Annotated in this window: 13 protein-coding genes; 2 read left to right on the top strand and 11 right to left on the bottom strand. The window is 66.5% G+C overall.

Annotation, left to right across the window (positions count from 1 at the left end; genetic code table 11):
- Positions 1-220 precede the first annotated feature (220 nt).
- The 5 genes from glmM to pal form a co-directional block, all read right to left on the bottom strand.
- Complete coding sequence (gene glmM, locus H0S73_RS06970) at positions 221-1,576, bottom strand: phosphoglucosamine mutase (protein ID WP_181051468.1); 1,356 nt, start codon at positions 1,574-1,576, stop codon at positions 221-223.
- A gap of 224 nt (positions 1,577-1,800) precedes the next feature.
- Positions 1,801-3,720, bottom strand: a complete 1,920-nt coding sequence (gene ftsH, locus H0S73_RS06965) for an ATP-dependent zinc metalloprotease FtsH (protein WP_181051467.1) — start codon at positions 3,718-3,720, stop codon at positions 1,801-1,803.
- A 145-nt stretch (positions 3,721-3,865) separates the two neighbouring features.
- Entirely contained in the window at positions 3,866-4,891 is a 1,026-nt protein-coding gene (tilS, locus tag H0S73_RS06960; protein ID WP_181051466.1) for a tRNA lysidine(34) synthetase TilS, read from the bottom strand.
- A gap of 31 nt (positions 4,892-4,922) precedes the next feature.
- Entirely contained in the window at positions 4,923-5,888 is a 966-nt protein-coding gene (ybgF, locus tag H0S73_RS06955; protein WP_181051465.1) for a tol-pal system protein YbgF, read from the bottom strand.
- Positions 5,889-6,134: 246 nt separating this feature from the next.
- Entirely contained in the window at positions 6,135-6,635 is a 501-nt protein-coding gene (pal, locus tag H0S73_RS06950; RefSeq protein ID WP_181054266.1) for a peptidoglycan-associated lipoprotein Pal, read from the bottom strand.
- 259 nt (positions 6,636-6,894) lie between these two features.
- Between pal and H0S73_RS06945 the strand changes: the two genes are divergently transcribed.
- A complete protein-coding gene (locus tag H0S73_RS06945) occupies positions 6,895-8,406 on the top strand; it encodes a phospholipase D-like domain-containing protein (RefSeq protein WP_181051464.1) in 1,512 nt (503 codons plus the stop codon).
- 85 nt (positions 8,407-8,491) lie between these two features.
- The gene (locus tag H0S73_RS06940) at positions 8,492-9,106 is read left to right on the top strand and encodes an HdeD family acid-resistance protein (RefSeq protein ID WP_181051463.1); all 615 of its coding nucleotides are present in this window, start codon (positions 8,492-8,494) and stop codon (positions 9,104-9,106) included.
- A 142-nt stretch (positions 9,107-9,248) separates the two neighbouring features.
- Here H0S73_RS06940 and tolB read toward each other — a convergent pair whose 3' ends face one another.
- From tolB to ruvB, 6 genes are all read right to left on the bottom strand, one after another.
- Positions 9,249-10,583 carry a Tol-Pal system beta propeller repeat protein TolB gene (tolB, locus tag H0S73_RS06935; protein ID WP_181051462.1) on the bottom strand — a complete coding sequence of 445 codons (1,335 nt, stop codon included), beginning with the start codon at positions 10,581-10,583 and terminating at the stop codon, positions 9,249-9,251.
- A gap of 27 nt (positions 10,584-10,610) precedes the next feature.
- Positions 10,611-11,735, bottom strand: a complete 1,125-nt coding sequence (gene tolA / locus H0S73_RS06930) for a cell envelope integrity protein TolA (protein WP_425488175.1) — start codon at positions 11,733-11,735, stop codon at positions 10,611-10,613.
- A gap of 29 nt (positions 11,736-11,764) precedes the next feature.
- Positions 11,765-12,208: an ExbD/TolR family protein gene (locus H0S73_RS06925; protein ID WP_181051461.1), complete on the bottom strand. Its 444-nt coding sequence runs from the start codon at positions 12,206-12,208 to the stop codon at positions 11,765-11,767.
- A 12-nt stretch (positions 12,209-12,220) separates the two neighbouring features.
- Positions 12,221-12,964, bottom strand: a complete 744-nt coding sequence (gene tolQ, locus H0S73_RS06920; protein WP_181051460.1) for a protein TolQ — start codon at positions 12,962-12,964, stop codon at positions 12,221-12,223.
- Between the two features lie 302 nt (positions 12,965-13,266).
- Positions 13,267-13,674, bottom strand: coding sequence for a tol-pal system-associated acyl-CoA thioesterase (ybgC, locus tag H0S73_RS06915; protein ID WP_181054264.1), 408 nt, complete (start codon positions 13,672-13,674; stop codon positions 13,267-13,269).
- A 175-nt stretch (positions 13,675-13,849) separates the two neighbouring features.
- Positions 13,850-14,896 (bottom strand): Holliday junction branch migration DNA helicase RuvB, encoded by a 1,047-nt coding sequence (gene ruvB, locus H0S73_RS06910; RefSeq protein ID WP_181051459.1) that lies wholly within the window; start codon positions 14,894-14,896, stop codon positions 13,850-13,852.
- Between the last annotated feature and the right edge of the window lie 17 nt (positions 14,897-14,913).

Below are 14,913 nucleotides of genomic sequence, written 5' to 3'. Positions count from 1 at the left end.
ATCTTGTACCGTCCCAGAGCCCTCATCCTGAGGAGCGAAGCGTCTCGAAGGACGAGGGCGTTTCCAGTGCGCTCTGGACGATCCTTCGAGACGCAGACTTCGCCTGCTCCTCAGGATGAGGTTGGGAGACAAGGCCGCCCTTTGAACAAGCCAAAATAGAAAAGCCCCGACGATCATCTCGCCGGGGCTTTTGCTTTGGAACGGGAAACGGTGACGCGTCTTAAGCAGCAGCCTTGGATGCCGCCTGCGTGACGGCTTCCACCACGTCGTCCACCACGCGATTGACGAGGTCCGCGTTGTCGCCCTCGCCCATGACCCGGATGACGGGCTCGGTGCCGGAGGGGCGGATCACGAGACGGCCGGCATTGCCGAGAGTCTCGCGGCCGGACTCGATGGCCTTGATGACCGAGGCTTCCTGCAGGGGCGTGCCGGACTTGTAGCGCACGTTCTTGAGCACCTGCGGCAGCGGCTCGAAGCAATGGCAGACTTCCGACACGGGCTTGCCGAGGCTCTTGACGACCGCCAGGAGCTGGAGCGCCGCCACGAGGCCGTCGCCGGTGGTGGTGTAGTCGGACATGATGATGTGGCCCGACTGCTCGCCGCCAAGATTATAGCCGTTGGCCCGCATATGCTCGAGCACATAGCGGTCGCCGACGGCGGTGCGCACGAGGCCAAGGCCCAGGCCGTTCAGGTAGCGCTCCAGGCCGAGATTGGACATGATCGTCGCGACGATGCCGGCCTGCGCCAGGCGGCCGTCCTCCTTCCAGGAGCGGGCGACGACGCCCATGAGCTGGTCGCCGTCGACCTTGTGGCCCTTCTCGTCGACGATCAGCACCCGGTCGGCGTCGCCGTCGAGGGCGATGCCGACATCGGCGCGCAGCTCGCGCACCTTGTGGATCAGGGCGTCCGGCGCGGTGGAGCCGACATCGTGGTTGATGTTGAAGCCGTTGGGCTCGACGCCGATGGACACGACCTCGGCGCCCAGCTCCCACAGGGCCTCCGGGGCGACCTTGTAGCCAGCCCCGTTGGCGCAATCGATCACCACGCGCATGCCTTCCAGATCGATCTGGCGCGGCAGGGTGCGCTTGGCGAACTCGATGTAGCGGGCCTGGACGCTCTCGATGCGCTTGGCGCGGCCGAGGGTGGCGGAATCGGCCAGGCGCCGCGTCAGGTCGGAATCGATCATGGCCTCGATCTGAAGCTCCATGTCGTCGCTCAGCTTGAACCCGTCGGGGCCGAACAGCTTGATGCCGTTGTCCTCGTAGGGGTTGTGGGAGGCGGAGATCATGACGCCCAGGTCGCAGCGCATGGAGCGCGTCAGCATGGCGACCGCAGGCGTCGGGATCGGGCCGAGCAGGAGCACGTCCATGCCCACCGAGGTGAACCCGGCCTGGAGGGCCGATTCGATCATGTAGCCGGACAGCCGCGTATCCTTGCCGATCACGACCCGGTGGCGGTAATCGCCGCGCTGCTGGAACATGAGACCGGCCGCCTGCCCGACCCTGAGGGCCAGATCCGGCGTGATGATGCCGTTGGCGCGGCCCCGAATTCCGTCCGTTCCGAAGTATTTACGCACGTGCCTTGTCTCCGCATTCCGTAGCGCCAATCCGCGCTTTGGCTTTTTCAAAGCAACCTCCCTGAATTCGGTCAAGGCTTGCGGGCCAATGCGCGCCATCACAAGTGATAAGCGATTGTTACAGCCTTCGGTCCCGCCCTTAGGGAGTATTAGATCTTCGAGGTAAACAAAAAAGAACGCCCGCCGGATGGCGGGCGCTCTCGGATTTACGAAATTGGGCTTCCTCAGGCCTGCGGCTGGGGCTCCATGCCCCCGTCGCTCTCCCGCGGCCGGCCACGGCCGGCGGTGGGCACGGCGGAGCCGCGGCTCGGGGTGACGGCCTCGCCGGTGTCGCGCACCGGAGGCTGACCATCGAGGAGGTTGCGGATCTCCTCGCCGGTCAGGGTCTCGTATTCGAGCAGGCCGCGGGCCAGGGCCTCGAGGTCGTGCGCCTTCTCGGTCAGGATGCGGCGGGCGTCGTTGAGCCCGTCCTCGACCAGGCGGCGGACCTCCGAGTCGATCTTCTGGGCGGTGGCCTCCGACACGTTCTGCTGGCGGCCCATCTGCATGCCGAGGAACACCTCGTCCTGGTTCTCGCCGTAGGCGACGGTGCCGAGCTCGGGCGAGAAGCCCCAGCGGGTCACCATCATGCGGGCGAGGCGGGTCGCCTGCTCGATGTCGGACTGAGCGCCCGAGGTGACCTTGTCCTTGCCGAAGATCATCTCCTCGGCGATGCGGCCGCCCATCATGATGGCCAAGCGCGAGGTCATCTGCTCGTAGGACATGGACAGCTTGTCCCGCTCGGGCAGCTGCATGACCATGCCCAGCGCGCGACCGCGCGGGATGATGGTGGCCTTGTGCACCGGGTCGGTGGCCGGGACGTTGAGCGCCACGATGGCGTGTCCGGCCTCGTGATAGGCGGTCAGGCGCTTCTCGTCGTCGGTCATGACGAGGGTGCGGCGCTCGGCGCCCATCATCACCTTGTCCTTGGCGTCCTCGAACTCGCGCATGGTCACGATGCGCTTGCCGCGGCGGGCGGCGAGCAGGGCCGCCTCGTTGACGAGGTTCATGAGGTCGGCGCCCGAGAAGCCGGGGGTGCCGCGGGCGATGACCTTCAGGTCCACGTCGGGAGCCAGCGGCACCTTGCGCACGTGGACGCGCAGGATCTTCTCGCGGCCGACCACGTCCGGGTTCGGGACGACGATCTGGCGGTCGAAGCGGCCCGGGCGCAGGAGCGCCGGGTCGAGCACGTCGGGACGGTTGGTGGCCGCGATGATGATCACGCCCTCGTTGGCCTCGAAGCCGTCCATCTCCACGAGGAGCTGGTTGAGGGTCTGCTCGCGCTCGTCGTTGCCGCCGCCGAGGCCGGCGCCGCGATGGCGGCCGACCGCGTCGATCTCGTCGATGAAGATGATGCAGGGGGCGTTCTTCTTCGCCTGCTCGAACATGTCGCGCACGCGGGAGGCGCCGACGCCGACGAACATCTCGACGAAGTCCGAGCCCGAGATGGTGAAGAACGGCACGTTGGCCTCGCCGGCGACCGCGCGGGCCGTCAGGGTCTTACCGGTGCCGGGGGGGCCGACGAGCAGCACGCCGCGCGGGATGCGGCCGCCGAGGCGCTGGAACTTCTGCGGGTCGCGCAGGAATTCCACGACCTCCTGCAGGTCTTCCTTGGCCTCGTCGATGCCCGCGACGTCGTCGAAGGTGACGCGGCCATGGGCCTCCGTCAGGAGCTTCGCCTTGGACTTGCCGAAGCCCATGGCCCGGCCGGCGCCGCTCTGCATCTGGCGCGACAGGAACACCCAGGCGCCGATGAAGAGCGCGATGGGCAGGATGTTCATGAGAACCGCGATGAACCAGGGGGTCGAATCCGACTGCGGACGGGCGGTGATCTGCACGCCCTTCTGCTGCAGCTTCGTCACGAGCATCGGGTCGCTCGGCGCATAAGTCGTGAAGGTCCGGCCGTCCGTATAGGTGCCGCTGATCTCCGGACCGGAGATGACCACGCTGGTGATGCGCCCGGCATCGGCCTCGCTGAGGAGCTGGCTATAGGCGATATCGCTGCCGCCGCCCCGTTGGCCCGGGCTCTGGAAAAGGGTCACGAGCGCCAGCACCAGGAGGAAGATGACGACCCACAAAGCGAAGTTGCGGAAATTTGAATTCATCGGATCAGGTTCTGCCCCAGAGGGAGATGATGCGCGAGGAGGTCTCCCCGTGCGGTTAAACTCAATGTAGGCACACCGTCTCGCCTTGCCAAGGGAATGCGGCGCCTATACGGCGCGATCCGATAACGTTGGCTAAGAGATTTGGCTAACGGCCCCGCCGCCGCGGCGGTTCCGGCGCGATGGACACCCGGCCCGAGCGGTCCAACCGCACGAGCGCCCCTGCGATCGTGAGGCTCAAGGTCTCCCCTGCCCCGATGGCCGTCCTCAGGCGCTCCGCGCAGGATTCGAGCCTGTTCAACCGGCTGGTTTCGAGCCCCAGACCCGCCCTGCGAAGGGCCTGCTCCAGCACCCGCAGGGCGATTTCGAGAGGCTCGCTCGCAAGGATGCCGCCCTCGAACGAGACCCGGCCGCCCTCTTCGGAGACCCCGGCTCCCTCCAGGGCCTCCCTGGCCTTGAGGCCGAGGGCTTCGTCAGCCCTGGCGGCGCGCTCGGCGAAGCGGGACAGGCGCTCGGCATCGAGCCCTTCCGCCGCCAGCAGCGGCATGAGCCTGCGCCAGCGGACACGGGCATAAACCGCGTTGGCATTGGACGGATCCTCGACGAAGCGCCAGCCTTGGCTCCGGCAGAGATCGAGAAGGCGCGCCTTCGGCCACCCCAGAAGCGGCCGCGCATGGAAGATGCCGTGACGCTTCGTCTCCCGGCGCATGCCGGCAAGGCCGGACAGGCCCGAGCCCCGGGCCAGGCGCATCATGATGGTCTCAGCCTGATCGTCGAGGGTATGGGCCGTGACGAGATGCGACGCCCCTGCCGCATGGGCATGATCGGCGAGGAGCCGATAGCGCGCCTCCCGCGCGGCCTCCTGGATGCCGGTCCGGGGCTTGTTTCCCGTCCAGGCGAGGATTCGGTGCGGCAGGCCCAGCGCGCCGGCCTCCCGGGCGACGAAAGCGGCTTCCCCGGCGGCGTCGGGCCGCAGGCCGTGGTCGATGGTGGCGACGTGAACGGGAGGCCGCGAGCCGGCAGCGTGCCAGCGGGCGAGCAAGTGCATCAAGGCGGTGGAATCGGGCCCGCCGGAAACGGCCGCGACAATGCCCGAGGCTTGATCCAAGGAGGCGAAAAGAGGCTCCAGCCCATCATCCGAGAGCGCATCGTCGGGAGGCGGAGGCGCGGCCATCGGTCGGCCCTTGTCGAGAATCGTCAGCGGCTCAGCTGCACTTGATGCGCTTCTGCTCGCGCTCGGATGCCTGGCGGACGGGCGCCGAGGCCTGCGGATACTTGCGGTCGAGCTCCGCGAGGACGGAGCAGGCGCGGTCCTTGGCGCCGAGCCCGTTCAGGGAGATGCCGAGCCGCAGCAGGGAATCGGGGGCCTTGGCGGCGTCGGGATGCTCGGCCGAGACGTTCAGGAACTGCTCCGCGGCCTCGCGGTAGCGGCCCCGCTGGAGATAGGTCTCGCCCAGCCAGAAGGTCGCCTCGGGCACCAACTTGTCGCGGGGATTGGACTGGAGGAAGCGGCGGAAACCCATCTCGGCCTGATCGTACTGCTTCTGCGAGAAAGAGGCATAGGCCGCGTCGAAATCGGAGCGCGGGTTGCCCACGCTCGTCGCCGCGACGCTCGGGCCGGGACGCTCGGCGAGAGCGCCCTGCGGAAGGCCGCCCATGAGGTCATGCCCGCCGCCGTCCATCGGAGCTCCGTCGAGGCCCTGCTCGTCCTGCTCGATCAGCTCGGCGAGCTGCCCGCCGGGCAGCGGCATGGGACGATTGGCGTCCGCCGTCAGGGGGGCGGAAGGCGGCGTGGTGCCGAGCGGACGCGGGGCGCCGGGAGCATCCGGCGCCCCGGAAGGATCGAACACGTCGCTCCGGCGCTGAGGCTGGGCCGGCGCCGGCTGGGCGGGACGCGAGGGCGTCGCGGTCGGAGGCGTCGCGGACCGCGAGCCGCCGCCGCGCTCCTGGAAGCGGAACTCCACGTCCTCCTGGAATTTACGGAGCTGCTCCTTGAGCTGGCGGTTCTCGTACTGGAGCTGCTCCATCTGGCCGGAGATCTGGCGGAACTGGCTCTCGAGCCGGTTCAGGCGCACGATCGCGTCGGCCGCATCCTGGGCGGCGGCAGGAAAAACCGAGGTTGCGGCCAGAGCGAGAGCAAAGGCGGAAAAGACAAACAGGCGTCTAAACATGCTGGGATACCGTGAGGGTCCTCGAACGAGGAGCCGAATAACACAAAAGCGCCGCCACGGCGAGAATGTGGCGGCGCTCTGCGGGTTCACGAGGGTTTGAACGAACATCGGACCCAAAAGTGGAATCCACTTTTGGGATCGAATCCGATGCTCCTTCTCTTGTCTGGCGCATCGTTCGGGCGGAAAACCGGATCCACTTTTCGCTGACGCGGCCCTCTGGGTCCGCACGATGCGCTCGGTGTGGCCTTATGCCCCGGCGCCGCCGCCGAGCACGGTGACCGCGCGGCGGTTCTGCGACCAGCAGGAGATGTCGTTGCACACCGCCACCGGCCGCTCCTGGCCGTAGGACACGGTGCGGAAGCGGTTGCCCGGGATGCCGCGGGAGATCAGGTAGTCGCGGACGACCTGGGCGCGGCGGGCGGAGAGCGAGTAGTTGTACTCGCGGGTGCCGCGCTCGTCCGCATGGCCTTCGAGGATGAAGGTGTATTGCGGGTAGCGCTGCAGCCACTGGGCCTGCTTGTCGAGGGTCGCGACCGCCGTGGGGGTGAGGTCGGTCGAGTCGGTTTCGAAGAACACGCGGTCACCCACGTTCACGACGAAATCCTGGGCGCTGCCCGGGGTGGCGGCACCGCCGGCGCCGAAGCCTCCGGCTCCGTCGGCCATACCATCTTTGTTGGACGAACACGCCGCCGCCCCGAGGGCGAGGACGATAGCAGCGGCGAACTTGACGGCGCGCAGCGTCATCATTGGCAATACTCCTTACACATACGTTTGCCGAACGTTGTGTCTTTCATATCGGGAGGATGGTTAAGGGAGGGTTCCGTCAACCGCGAAGGGAGCTAGGGGGATTAAGGTGAATTATGGCCAAGTTGTGGAAGTTAAGGTTAGGGTTAACCAAGTGTGAACGGTTTCGCGTCGCGCCGTTTATTCCTACCCTAAGGACAGGAAGATGATGGCGGATGAAGCTGGGCTGCTGCCGATTGCCTGTTTCGAGCGTTGAGAGGTCATGAACATCGTGACGACCCAGCCTGGAAGCCATGCGCATCCCTATCGAAAAGCCCTGGACGACCTGCGCCTCGAGCGCGCCTTCTCGCGCATCGCCGACAGCGACCTGCGCCAGGGAAACGCGATCGCCCTGCTCCGGGACTCGCGCGAGAACTATCCGGCCTGGCTGAAGGCGATCCGGTCGGCGTCGGACGTCATCCATTTCGAGAACTTCATCATCGCCGACGACGAGACCGGCCGCGAGTTCGCCGAGGCCCTGATGGAGCGCGCACGCGCCGGCGTGCGGGTGCGGGTGCTCTACGACTGGCTCGGCTCCTCGTTCCGCGCCCTGCCCCATTACTGGCGGCGGCTGCGGGAGGCGGGCGTCGAGGCCCGCGTCTTCAATCCGCCCCGGCTGACCGACCCGTTCTGGATCCGCCGCAACCATCGCAAGCTGATCACCGTCGACGGGCGCATCGCCTTCGTGTCCGGCTTGTGCGTGTCGGACAGTTGGGTGGGCCGGAACGGCACGGAGCCGTGGCGCGACACGGGCCTTTCCCTGGAAGGTCCGGTGGTGGCCGACCTCGATGCGACATTCGCCGAGAGCTGGGTTCTCGCCGGCATGAGGGCGATCCCGAAATCCGAACGGCCTCACGCCGACCTGATCCCGCAGGCCGGTTCGGTGGCTGCCCGGGTCATCAGCGGCGAGCCCGGCATGTTCAGGACTTACCGGGTCGACCAGTTCATCGCCGCAACGGCTCAGCGAAACCTCTGGCTCACGGACGCCTATTTCGTCGCCACCACCTCCTATGTGCAGGCCCTGGGCGAAGCCGCCCGCGACGGGGTGGACGTGCGCCTGCTCGTTCCCGGATCGAGCGACGTTCCCGCCTTGCAGCCGGTGGTGCGCGCCGGCTACCGCTCGCTGATCGAGGCCGGGATCAGGGTCTTCGAATGGAACGGCTCGATGCTCCACGCCAAGACCGCCGTGGTCGACGGTCGCTGGGCGCGCGTCGGGTCCACCAATCTCAACATCGCGAGCTGGGCGACCAATTGGGAACTCGACGTGGTGGTCGAGGACGCCCACTTCGCCGAAGCCATGGAGGCGATGTACCTGGAAGATCTCGCCAACGCGACCGAGATCGTGCCCGGCTGGCAGTCCAGGCGCCGCCAGGCCCGGAACATGCGCTCGCGTCGCGGCCACCGCTTCAAGAAGGGCGGAGTCCGCAGGCTGGCGGCCGGCGCCCTCGCCCTGTCGAGCACGGTCGGCAAGGCCGTCGGCTCGCGCTCGCTCACGGCCACCGAGGCCAGCAGCGTCGCCATCATCGGCGGAGCGCTGCTGGCGCTCGCCGTCCTTGTGACGGTCTTTCCCGTCCTGATCGTGTCGCCGATCGTCATCGGGCTCATCTGGCTCGGCCTTGCGCTCCTGATCCGCGCCTTCCGCCTCAAGCGCCGCGTGCGCCTCAGGCGCCGCAAGCTTGCCCTGCGGCGCAAGCTGACCAAGATCAGACAGAGCGAGACTTCGCCAGGAGAATAGGAACTAAAAGAAGAACCGGGAAACCACCGGTCAAGGTTGGCGTTCATCTTGAAGGCGGCATGTCCCTTTTCCAGGAGGACTTCCTATGGCTACAGGCACCACCGGCCCTTTCGATACCCTTGACCGCACCCACGCGATGAGCCGGATTCTGGCGCAGAACTGGTGGGCGCTGGCGCTCAGGGGCGTCTTCGCGATCATCTTCGCGCTCATCGCCTTCTTCATGCCCGGCGCCACGCTCCTGTCCCTGGTCTGGGTCTTCGCCGCCTACATGCTGGTCGACGGCGTGTTCGGGATCATCGCCGCCGTCAGGGCCGCTTCCAACAACCAGCGCTGGGGCCTCCTGATCCTCGAAGGCATCCTGAACATCCTGGTCGGCGTCATCGCCTTCATGATGCCGGGGCTGACGGTCGTGTTCTTCGTCACCCTGATGGCCGTATGGTCGCTGATCACCGGCGTCCTCATGATCGTCGCGGCGTTCAAGCTGAACCCGGCCTATGGCCGAGGCTGGCTGATCTTCAGCGGCATCGTGTCGGTTCTCTTCGGCATCGCGCTGCTCGTCGCTCCCCTGGTCGGCGCCGTGGTGCTGACCTGGTGGCTGGGAGCCTACGCGCTCGTTTTCGGCATTTCCCTTCTGGCGCTCGCCTTCAAGCTCAAGAGCTACAAGGACGAACCCGGCGGCGCGACGACGATGCGGGCCTGAAGCATCGAACGCAAAAGTGGGAACCGGTTTTGCGTGGAAAGATGCGACAATACAAAAGCTGAGAGCATCGGACGTGAATTCGGATTCACGCCTGATGCTCTAAACATAAAAAGGGCCCCGGCGGGGCCCTTTCTTCATTCGGTCAGTTGCTCTGCCGGCTTTCGCTCAACAGCGGCGACCAGGTCGGGTCGGACGCGAAGGACGGGGTCGGCACCGGCTGCTCCACGCGGCCGGTGATGTCGACCATGTAGAGCTTGCCGCCGGCCTGTCCGCCCGGATCGCGGAAGAACAGGATGTACTGGCCGTTCGGCGCCCAGGTCGGGCTCTCGTTGTGGAAGCCTTCCGTCAGGATGCGCTCGCCCGAACCGTCCGGCTTCATGATGCCGATGGCGAAGCCGCCCGCGCGCTGCTTCGTGAAGGCGATGTAGTCGCCGCGCGGCGACCAGGCCGGCTGCGAATAGGAGCCGTCGCCGAAGGAGATGCGGCGCTGGTTCGAGCCGTCCGCGTTCATGGCGTAGATCTGCTGCTTGCCGCCGCGATCGCTCTCGAACACGATCTGGCTGCCGTCCGGCGAGAAGGACGGCGAGGTGTCGATGGCGGCGGTCGAGGTCAGGCGCGTGGTGGCGCGCGAGCCCAGATCCATCATGAAGATGTTGGCGTTGCCGCCCTGCTGCAGGCTCATGACGATGCGCTGTCCGTCCGGCGCGAAGCGCGGCGAGGAGGCCATGTCGGGGAAGTTGCCGAGAACCTGGCGGGTGCCCGTCTCCAGGTTGATCACCTGGACGCGCGGCTGCTGGCCCTCGACCTGGGCCGAATAGGTGATGTCCTGCGTGGCGGGCGAATAGCGCGGCGTCACGACCGAGGTGTCTCCTTGAGTCAGGTAGCGCACGTTCGCGCCGTCCTGGTCCATGATCGCGAGGCGCTTGCGGCGGTTCTCCTTCGGGCCCGATTCATCGACGAATACGATGCGCGTGTCGAAGAACCCGCTGAAGCCCGTCACCTTGGTGTAGACCGCGTCCGAAATGATGTGGCCGACGCGGCGCCAGAAATTGGCGTCGGTCACGTATTGCTGGCCGGTGAGCTGCTGACCCGACTCGATGTCCCACAGGCGGAACTCGGCGCGCAGACGGCCCGAGGGATCGCGCGAGACGCGCCCCGTCACCAGGGCCTGCGCGCCCGCCATCTTCCAGGCATCGAAGCGCGGGGCGGCATCGAAGGACGGACGCTCCGGGAACCGCGACTTGTCGAGCGGCGCGAAATATCCCGAGCGCTGCAGGTTGTTTCCGATGATGCCGGACACACGCTGACCGAGATCGCCCTCGCCGGAAAAATCGGCAATGGCGATGGGCATGGGCTGGAACTGCCCGCCGGGGCCGACGCGGAACGAGAGCTGGGCCTGCGCGGACGGCGTAAGAGCCGCCATCGGCAGGACAACGGCGAGCGCGACAAGAAGACGGGAAACGAAGCGAGTGATCATGGGATGATATCTCAAGCTTGAAGGGCTTTAAGAGAGAGGAGGATCGAACTGGACGTTCAATACTTTCCAATCCGCGTAATACGGGACGAATTTCGCCGGAATCTCGAACTGGCGACACTTACGAATGGCCCGGACGGCCGCGTCGGCAACCGCACGGTCGGTCGAGCTGCTCCCTGCCTGGAGGATCCGGGGCTCGGTGCTGAGCGACCCGTCCTGGTTCAGGCGGATATCGAGAATGGGTGCGGTCACCTGACCGCCCGACGCGGAAATCGGCGCGCTGTAGCAGCGCTCGATCTGTGAGACCAGGATCCCGATGAGCGCATCGCGCAGGCTCGGGGAGAGCTTCGCGGACGATCCCGTCGCGGTGCCGAGGGCGGCGGTCTTCTGGACCTCCGGCCCGGTCGCGCCGGTGGACTGGTTCTTTTCCTTGCTGTCGAGGAACTGCTTCAGGTCGCCCATATCGAGCTTCTTGGCGAGCTGGGCTTCCTTGCGCGCCTTCGCCTCGGCCTCTTCCTTGGCCTTGGCTTCGGCGAGCTTCTTCTCGGCCTCCGCTTTCGCCTTGGCTTCCGCCTCGGCCTTCGCTTTGGCCTTGGCCTCGGCGATCTTCTTGGCTTCGGCGTCCGCCTTGGCCTTCGCCTCCGCTTCGGCCTTCGCCTTGGCTTCCGCCTCGATCTTGGCCTGCTCGGCGGCCTTGGCCTTTTCGATGGCCTCGGCTTCCGCCTTTTCCTGCAGCTTCTTTTCTTCCTCGGCCTTGGCCTGGGCAGCCTTTTCCTCCTGCGAGCGCGTGGGCGGCGCGGGCGGCGGAGGCTGGGCGGCGACCGGCTCTTCCTTCTCGGCAACCTTCATCTCGGCCGGCCGCTTGGGCGGAGCCGGCGCATCGCGCTTGTCCTCGCCCGGATCCTTCAGCTCGGTCTTGTCGGCCACGCGCTCGGCGCGGGGCTTCGGCTGCACCTCTTTGGCGGTTTTCTCGCCCTTGGTGATCTGCGAAAGCTGGTTGTCGGTGATGATCTCGACCGGGATGCCTTCCTCGGCCGGGGGGAATTCGGTCCCGACCGACAGGCCGATCAGGGCGGCGGCCAACAGCGACGCATGCGTGACGCCCGAGACCCAAAGGCCCGGCTCGGAGGTGTTGAATTTCAGCTTCAACGCCACGTGTGTTCGCCCCCTGTCCTCAATCCCGCTCAGCGCTGGTCGACCTCGGTCACGAGAGCGACGCGCTTGTAGCCTGCCGTGGTTACGATCGACATCACCTGCGCGACGCGCCCGTAATCGACCTTTTTATCGCCCCGCACGAAAACGCGCTCGTCGAAGCCCGCCTTCGACACTTCCGCGAGCTTGCCGACGATGGCCTCGTCCACCAGCTCGGTCTCGCCCAGGAACACCTGGCCGTTCGCCTTGATCGAGAGCGTCACCGGCGTTGCATCGGAATTCAGCGGCGCGGCCTTCGTCTGCGGCAGGTCGAGCGGCACGCCCGCGGTCATCATGGGCGCCGCCACCATGAAGATGATGAGCAGCACCAGCATGACGTCGATGAACGGCGTCATGTTGATTTCGTTGATCGCGCCCGGTGTCCGGCCGCGCCTGCGCCGCCGTCCGCCGCCCGCTGATCCTGCCATCATGGCCATGCCCGGTCTCCTTTACGCCGCATTGGCGGGGTGGTGCCCCGCCTGGCCGCCGATGCGCTCGTCGATCTGGCGCGACAGGATGGCCGAGAACTCGTCGGCGAAGCCTTCCAGCCGGGTCTGAAGCTTGCCAACCTCTGACTGCAGCTTGTTGTAGGCGAGCACCGCCGGGATGGCCGCGAACAGGCCGATGGCGGTGGCGAACAGCGCCTCCGCGATGCCCGGCGCCACGACGGCGAGGCTCGTGTTCTTGGAGGCCGCGATGGACGTGAAGGAATTCATGATGCCCACCACCGTGCCGAAGAGGCCGATATAGGGACCGGCCGAGCCGATGGAGGCGAGCACCGTCAGGCGGGAGTTCAGACGTTCCACCTCGCGCTGGATGGTGACGTCGAGCACCTTGTCGATGCGCTGCGGCAGGCTCTGGAACGACCGTCCCGAGCCCTCGAAGGAGCGCTTCCATTCACGCATGGCGGCGACGAACACGGCGGCCAAGCCCGTGGCCGGACGGCTCTGGAGGGAGCGATAAAGCTCCTCGAGCGACTGGCCGGACCAGAACACGTCCTCGAAGCGGTCCATGGCGCGCTTGGAGCGGGCGTAGAGCAGGGTCTTGTCGATGATGATGGCCCAGCACCAGATGGAGGCCGCGAGCAGGCCCAGCATCACGAGCTTGACGATGAAATGGGCCTGCCAGAACAGGCCAAAGAAGGACAGGTCGTGGGCCACAGGAGCGGCCTGGGCCACATCAGCCGGGTTCATAAGTCTCGTCCTCGCTCTTCGAGCAGCCTTGAAAGGATCCAAGGCCCACCGCAGAATGGTCTAGGAAAATCTGTTCTTGTATTACTGCTCGTTCGCCCCTGAATCTGTCGAAAATAAGGGCGCAGGGTCACAAGACTCGTGATCGCTCCAGACCGTTACCTGTTAGGCACAGGGTAAGGTTAAGGTCTGGTTTAAGTGCGGCTTCGCAAAGGCGAATGACCTGAAATTGATATGGAAATTCCGTCTGGCATGCGCTTGAGGCAGGGCTCCTGCGCACCCTGCCCATAGGGAAAGCAGCAATTCTAGAAATCCACGCTCAGCGCCGCCCGCAGCTCGTCGGGGATTCGCACGGCACGCCCTCCCCTGACGGCCGCAACCATCACATCGGCCTTCACGAGCACCTCGTCGCCCCGGCGCACCTCCTGGGCGAGCGTCATGGACGCGCCGCGCATCTCCTTCGGGCGAGTCACGATGGTCAGCACGTCGTCCATCACGGCGCCGCCGAGGAAGTCGATGTTCATCTTGCGGACCACGAAGGCGAGCCCGCCCATATCCGCATGGAGGTCCGACTGCGCCACCTCGACGGCCCGCAACAGCTCCGTGCGTCCGCGCTCCATGAAGCGCAGATAGCTGGCGTGATAGACGCGGGCCGAGAAATCCGTGTCCTCGTAATAGACCCGGATGGGGAGAACGTGCGCGCCGTCCTGCATGAAGCCGGAGAGGTGTGCCGAAGCGCCCTCCTCCCCTTGAGGGGGAGGGTCGGAGCGCGTCAGCGCTCCGGGATGGGGTGGCGGCGCGACATTGGCAGATGTGGCGGCTCCCACCCCCTCTCGCGCCTCCGGCGCGACCTCCCCCCTCGAGGGGGAGGTGTCTGCGTTGCGCTTCTCACTCATCCCCGTCCCCGTTGAACAGCCCGAACTGCGTCGAGGTCTCGCGGGTCGGCTCCGGGATGCCGAGGTGCTTGAAGGCGTGGGGCGTGAGGATGCGGCCGCGCGGGGTGCGCTGCACGAAGCCCTTCTGGATCAGGTAGGGCTCGATGATATCCTCGATGGCGTCGCGCGGCTCGGACAAAGCCGCCGCGATGGTCTCGATGCCGACCGGGCCGCCGCCGAAGGAATTGGCGATCATGGTCAGGTACTTGCGGTCCATCAGATCGAGGCCGATGGGGTCCACGTCGAGGAGCCGCAGGGACTTGTCGGCGAGGTCGCGCGACACGGTCTGGACGCCCTCGACGATGGCGAAGTCGCGCACGCGGCGTAGCAGGCGCCCGGCGATACGGGGCGTGCCGCGCGAGCGGCGGGCGATCTCGTTGGCACCCTCCTCGCTCATACCCAGGCCGAGCACCCGGGCACCGCGCCGGACGATCAGCTCCAGCTCGTCGACCGTGTAGAATTCAAGCCGGATCGGAATGCCGAACCTGTCGCGCAACGGCGTGGTGAGCAGGCCCGCCCGGGTGGTGGCGCCGACCAGGGTGAATTTCGGCAGCTCAATCTTCACCGAGCGGGCAGCCGGACCCTCGCCGATGATGAGGTCGAGCTGGTAATCCTCCATGGCCGGATAGAGGATTTCTTCCACGGCCGGGTTGAGGCGGTGGATCTCGTCGATGAAGAGCACGTCGCGCTCTTCGAGGTTGGTGAGCTGCGCTGCCAGATCCCCCGCCTTGGCGATCACCGGGCCGGAGGTCGAGCGGAAATTGACCCCAAGCTCCCGCGCCACGATCTGCGCCAGCGTGGTCTTGCCGAGACCCGGCGGGCCGACGAAGAGCACGTGATCGAGAGCGTCGCCCCGCGCCTTGGCGGCATCGATGAAGACCTGGAGATTGGCCCGCGCGGCCTTCTGGCCCGTGAAATCGTCGAGCGAGAGCGGCCGGATCGACGCATCGACATCGTCCTCGCGCTTTTCAGGGCTGAGCAGGCGGCGGGAATCGGTCAAAGAGGCTTACCTTCCAG

Origin of the sequence: Microvirga mediterraneensis (assembly GCF_013520865.1) — a bacterium.
Classification (GTDB): Bacteria; Pseudomonadota; Alphaproteobacteria; order Rhizobiales; family Beijerinckiaceae; genus Microvirga; species Microvirga mediterraneensis.
This window is presented reverse-complemented; position numbering and strand designations above follow the sequence as displayed.

Coding starts and splice junctions, on each gene's coding strand:
- tilS (WP_181051466.1), bottom strand. CDS start 4,891: ATGGCCGCGCCTCCGCCTCCCGACGATGCGCTCTCGGATGATGGGCTG.
- ybgC (WP_181054264.1), bottom strand. CDS start 13,674: ATGCAGGACGGCGCGCACGTTCTCCCCATCCGGGTCTATTACGAGGAC.
- H0S73_RS06940 (WP_181051463.1), top strand. CDS start 8,492: ATGGCTACAGGCACCACCGGCCCTTTCGATACCCTTGACCGCACCCAC.
- H0S73_RS06925 (WP_181051461.1), bottom strand. CDS start 12,208: ATGGCCATGATGGCAGGATCAGCGGGCGGCGGACGGCGGCGCAGGCGC.
- tolQ (WP_181051460.1), bottom strand. CDS start 12,964: ATGAACCCGGCTGATGTGGCCCAGGCCGCTCCTGTGGCCCACGACCTG.
- H0S73_RS06945 (WP_181051464.1), top strand. CDS start 6,895: ATGAACATCGTGACGACCCAGCCTGGAAGCCATGCGCATCCCTATCGA.
- pal (WP_181054266.1), bottom strand. CDS start 6,635: ATGATGACGCTGCGCGCCGTCAAGTTCGCCGCTGCTATCGTCCTCGCC.
- tolB (WP_181051462.1), bottom strand. CDS start 10,583: ATGATCACTCGCTTCGTTTCCCGTCTTCTTGTCGCGCTCGCCGTTGTC.
- ybgF (WP_181051465.1), bottom strand. CDS start 5,888: ATGTTTAGACGCCTGTTTGTCTTTTCCGCCTTTGCTCTCGCTCTGGCC.
- ftsH (WP_181051467.1), bottom strand. CDS start 3,720: ATGAATTCAAATTTCCGCAACTTCGCTTTGTGGGTCGTCATCTTCCTC.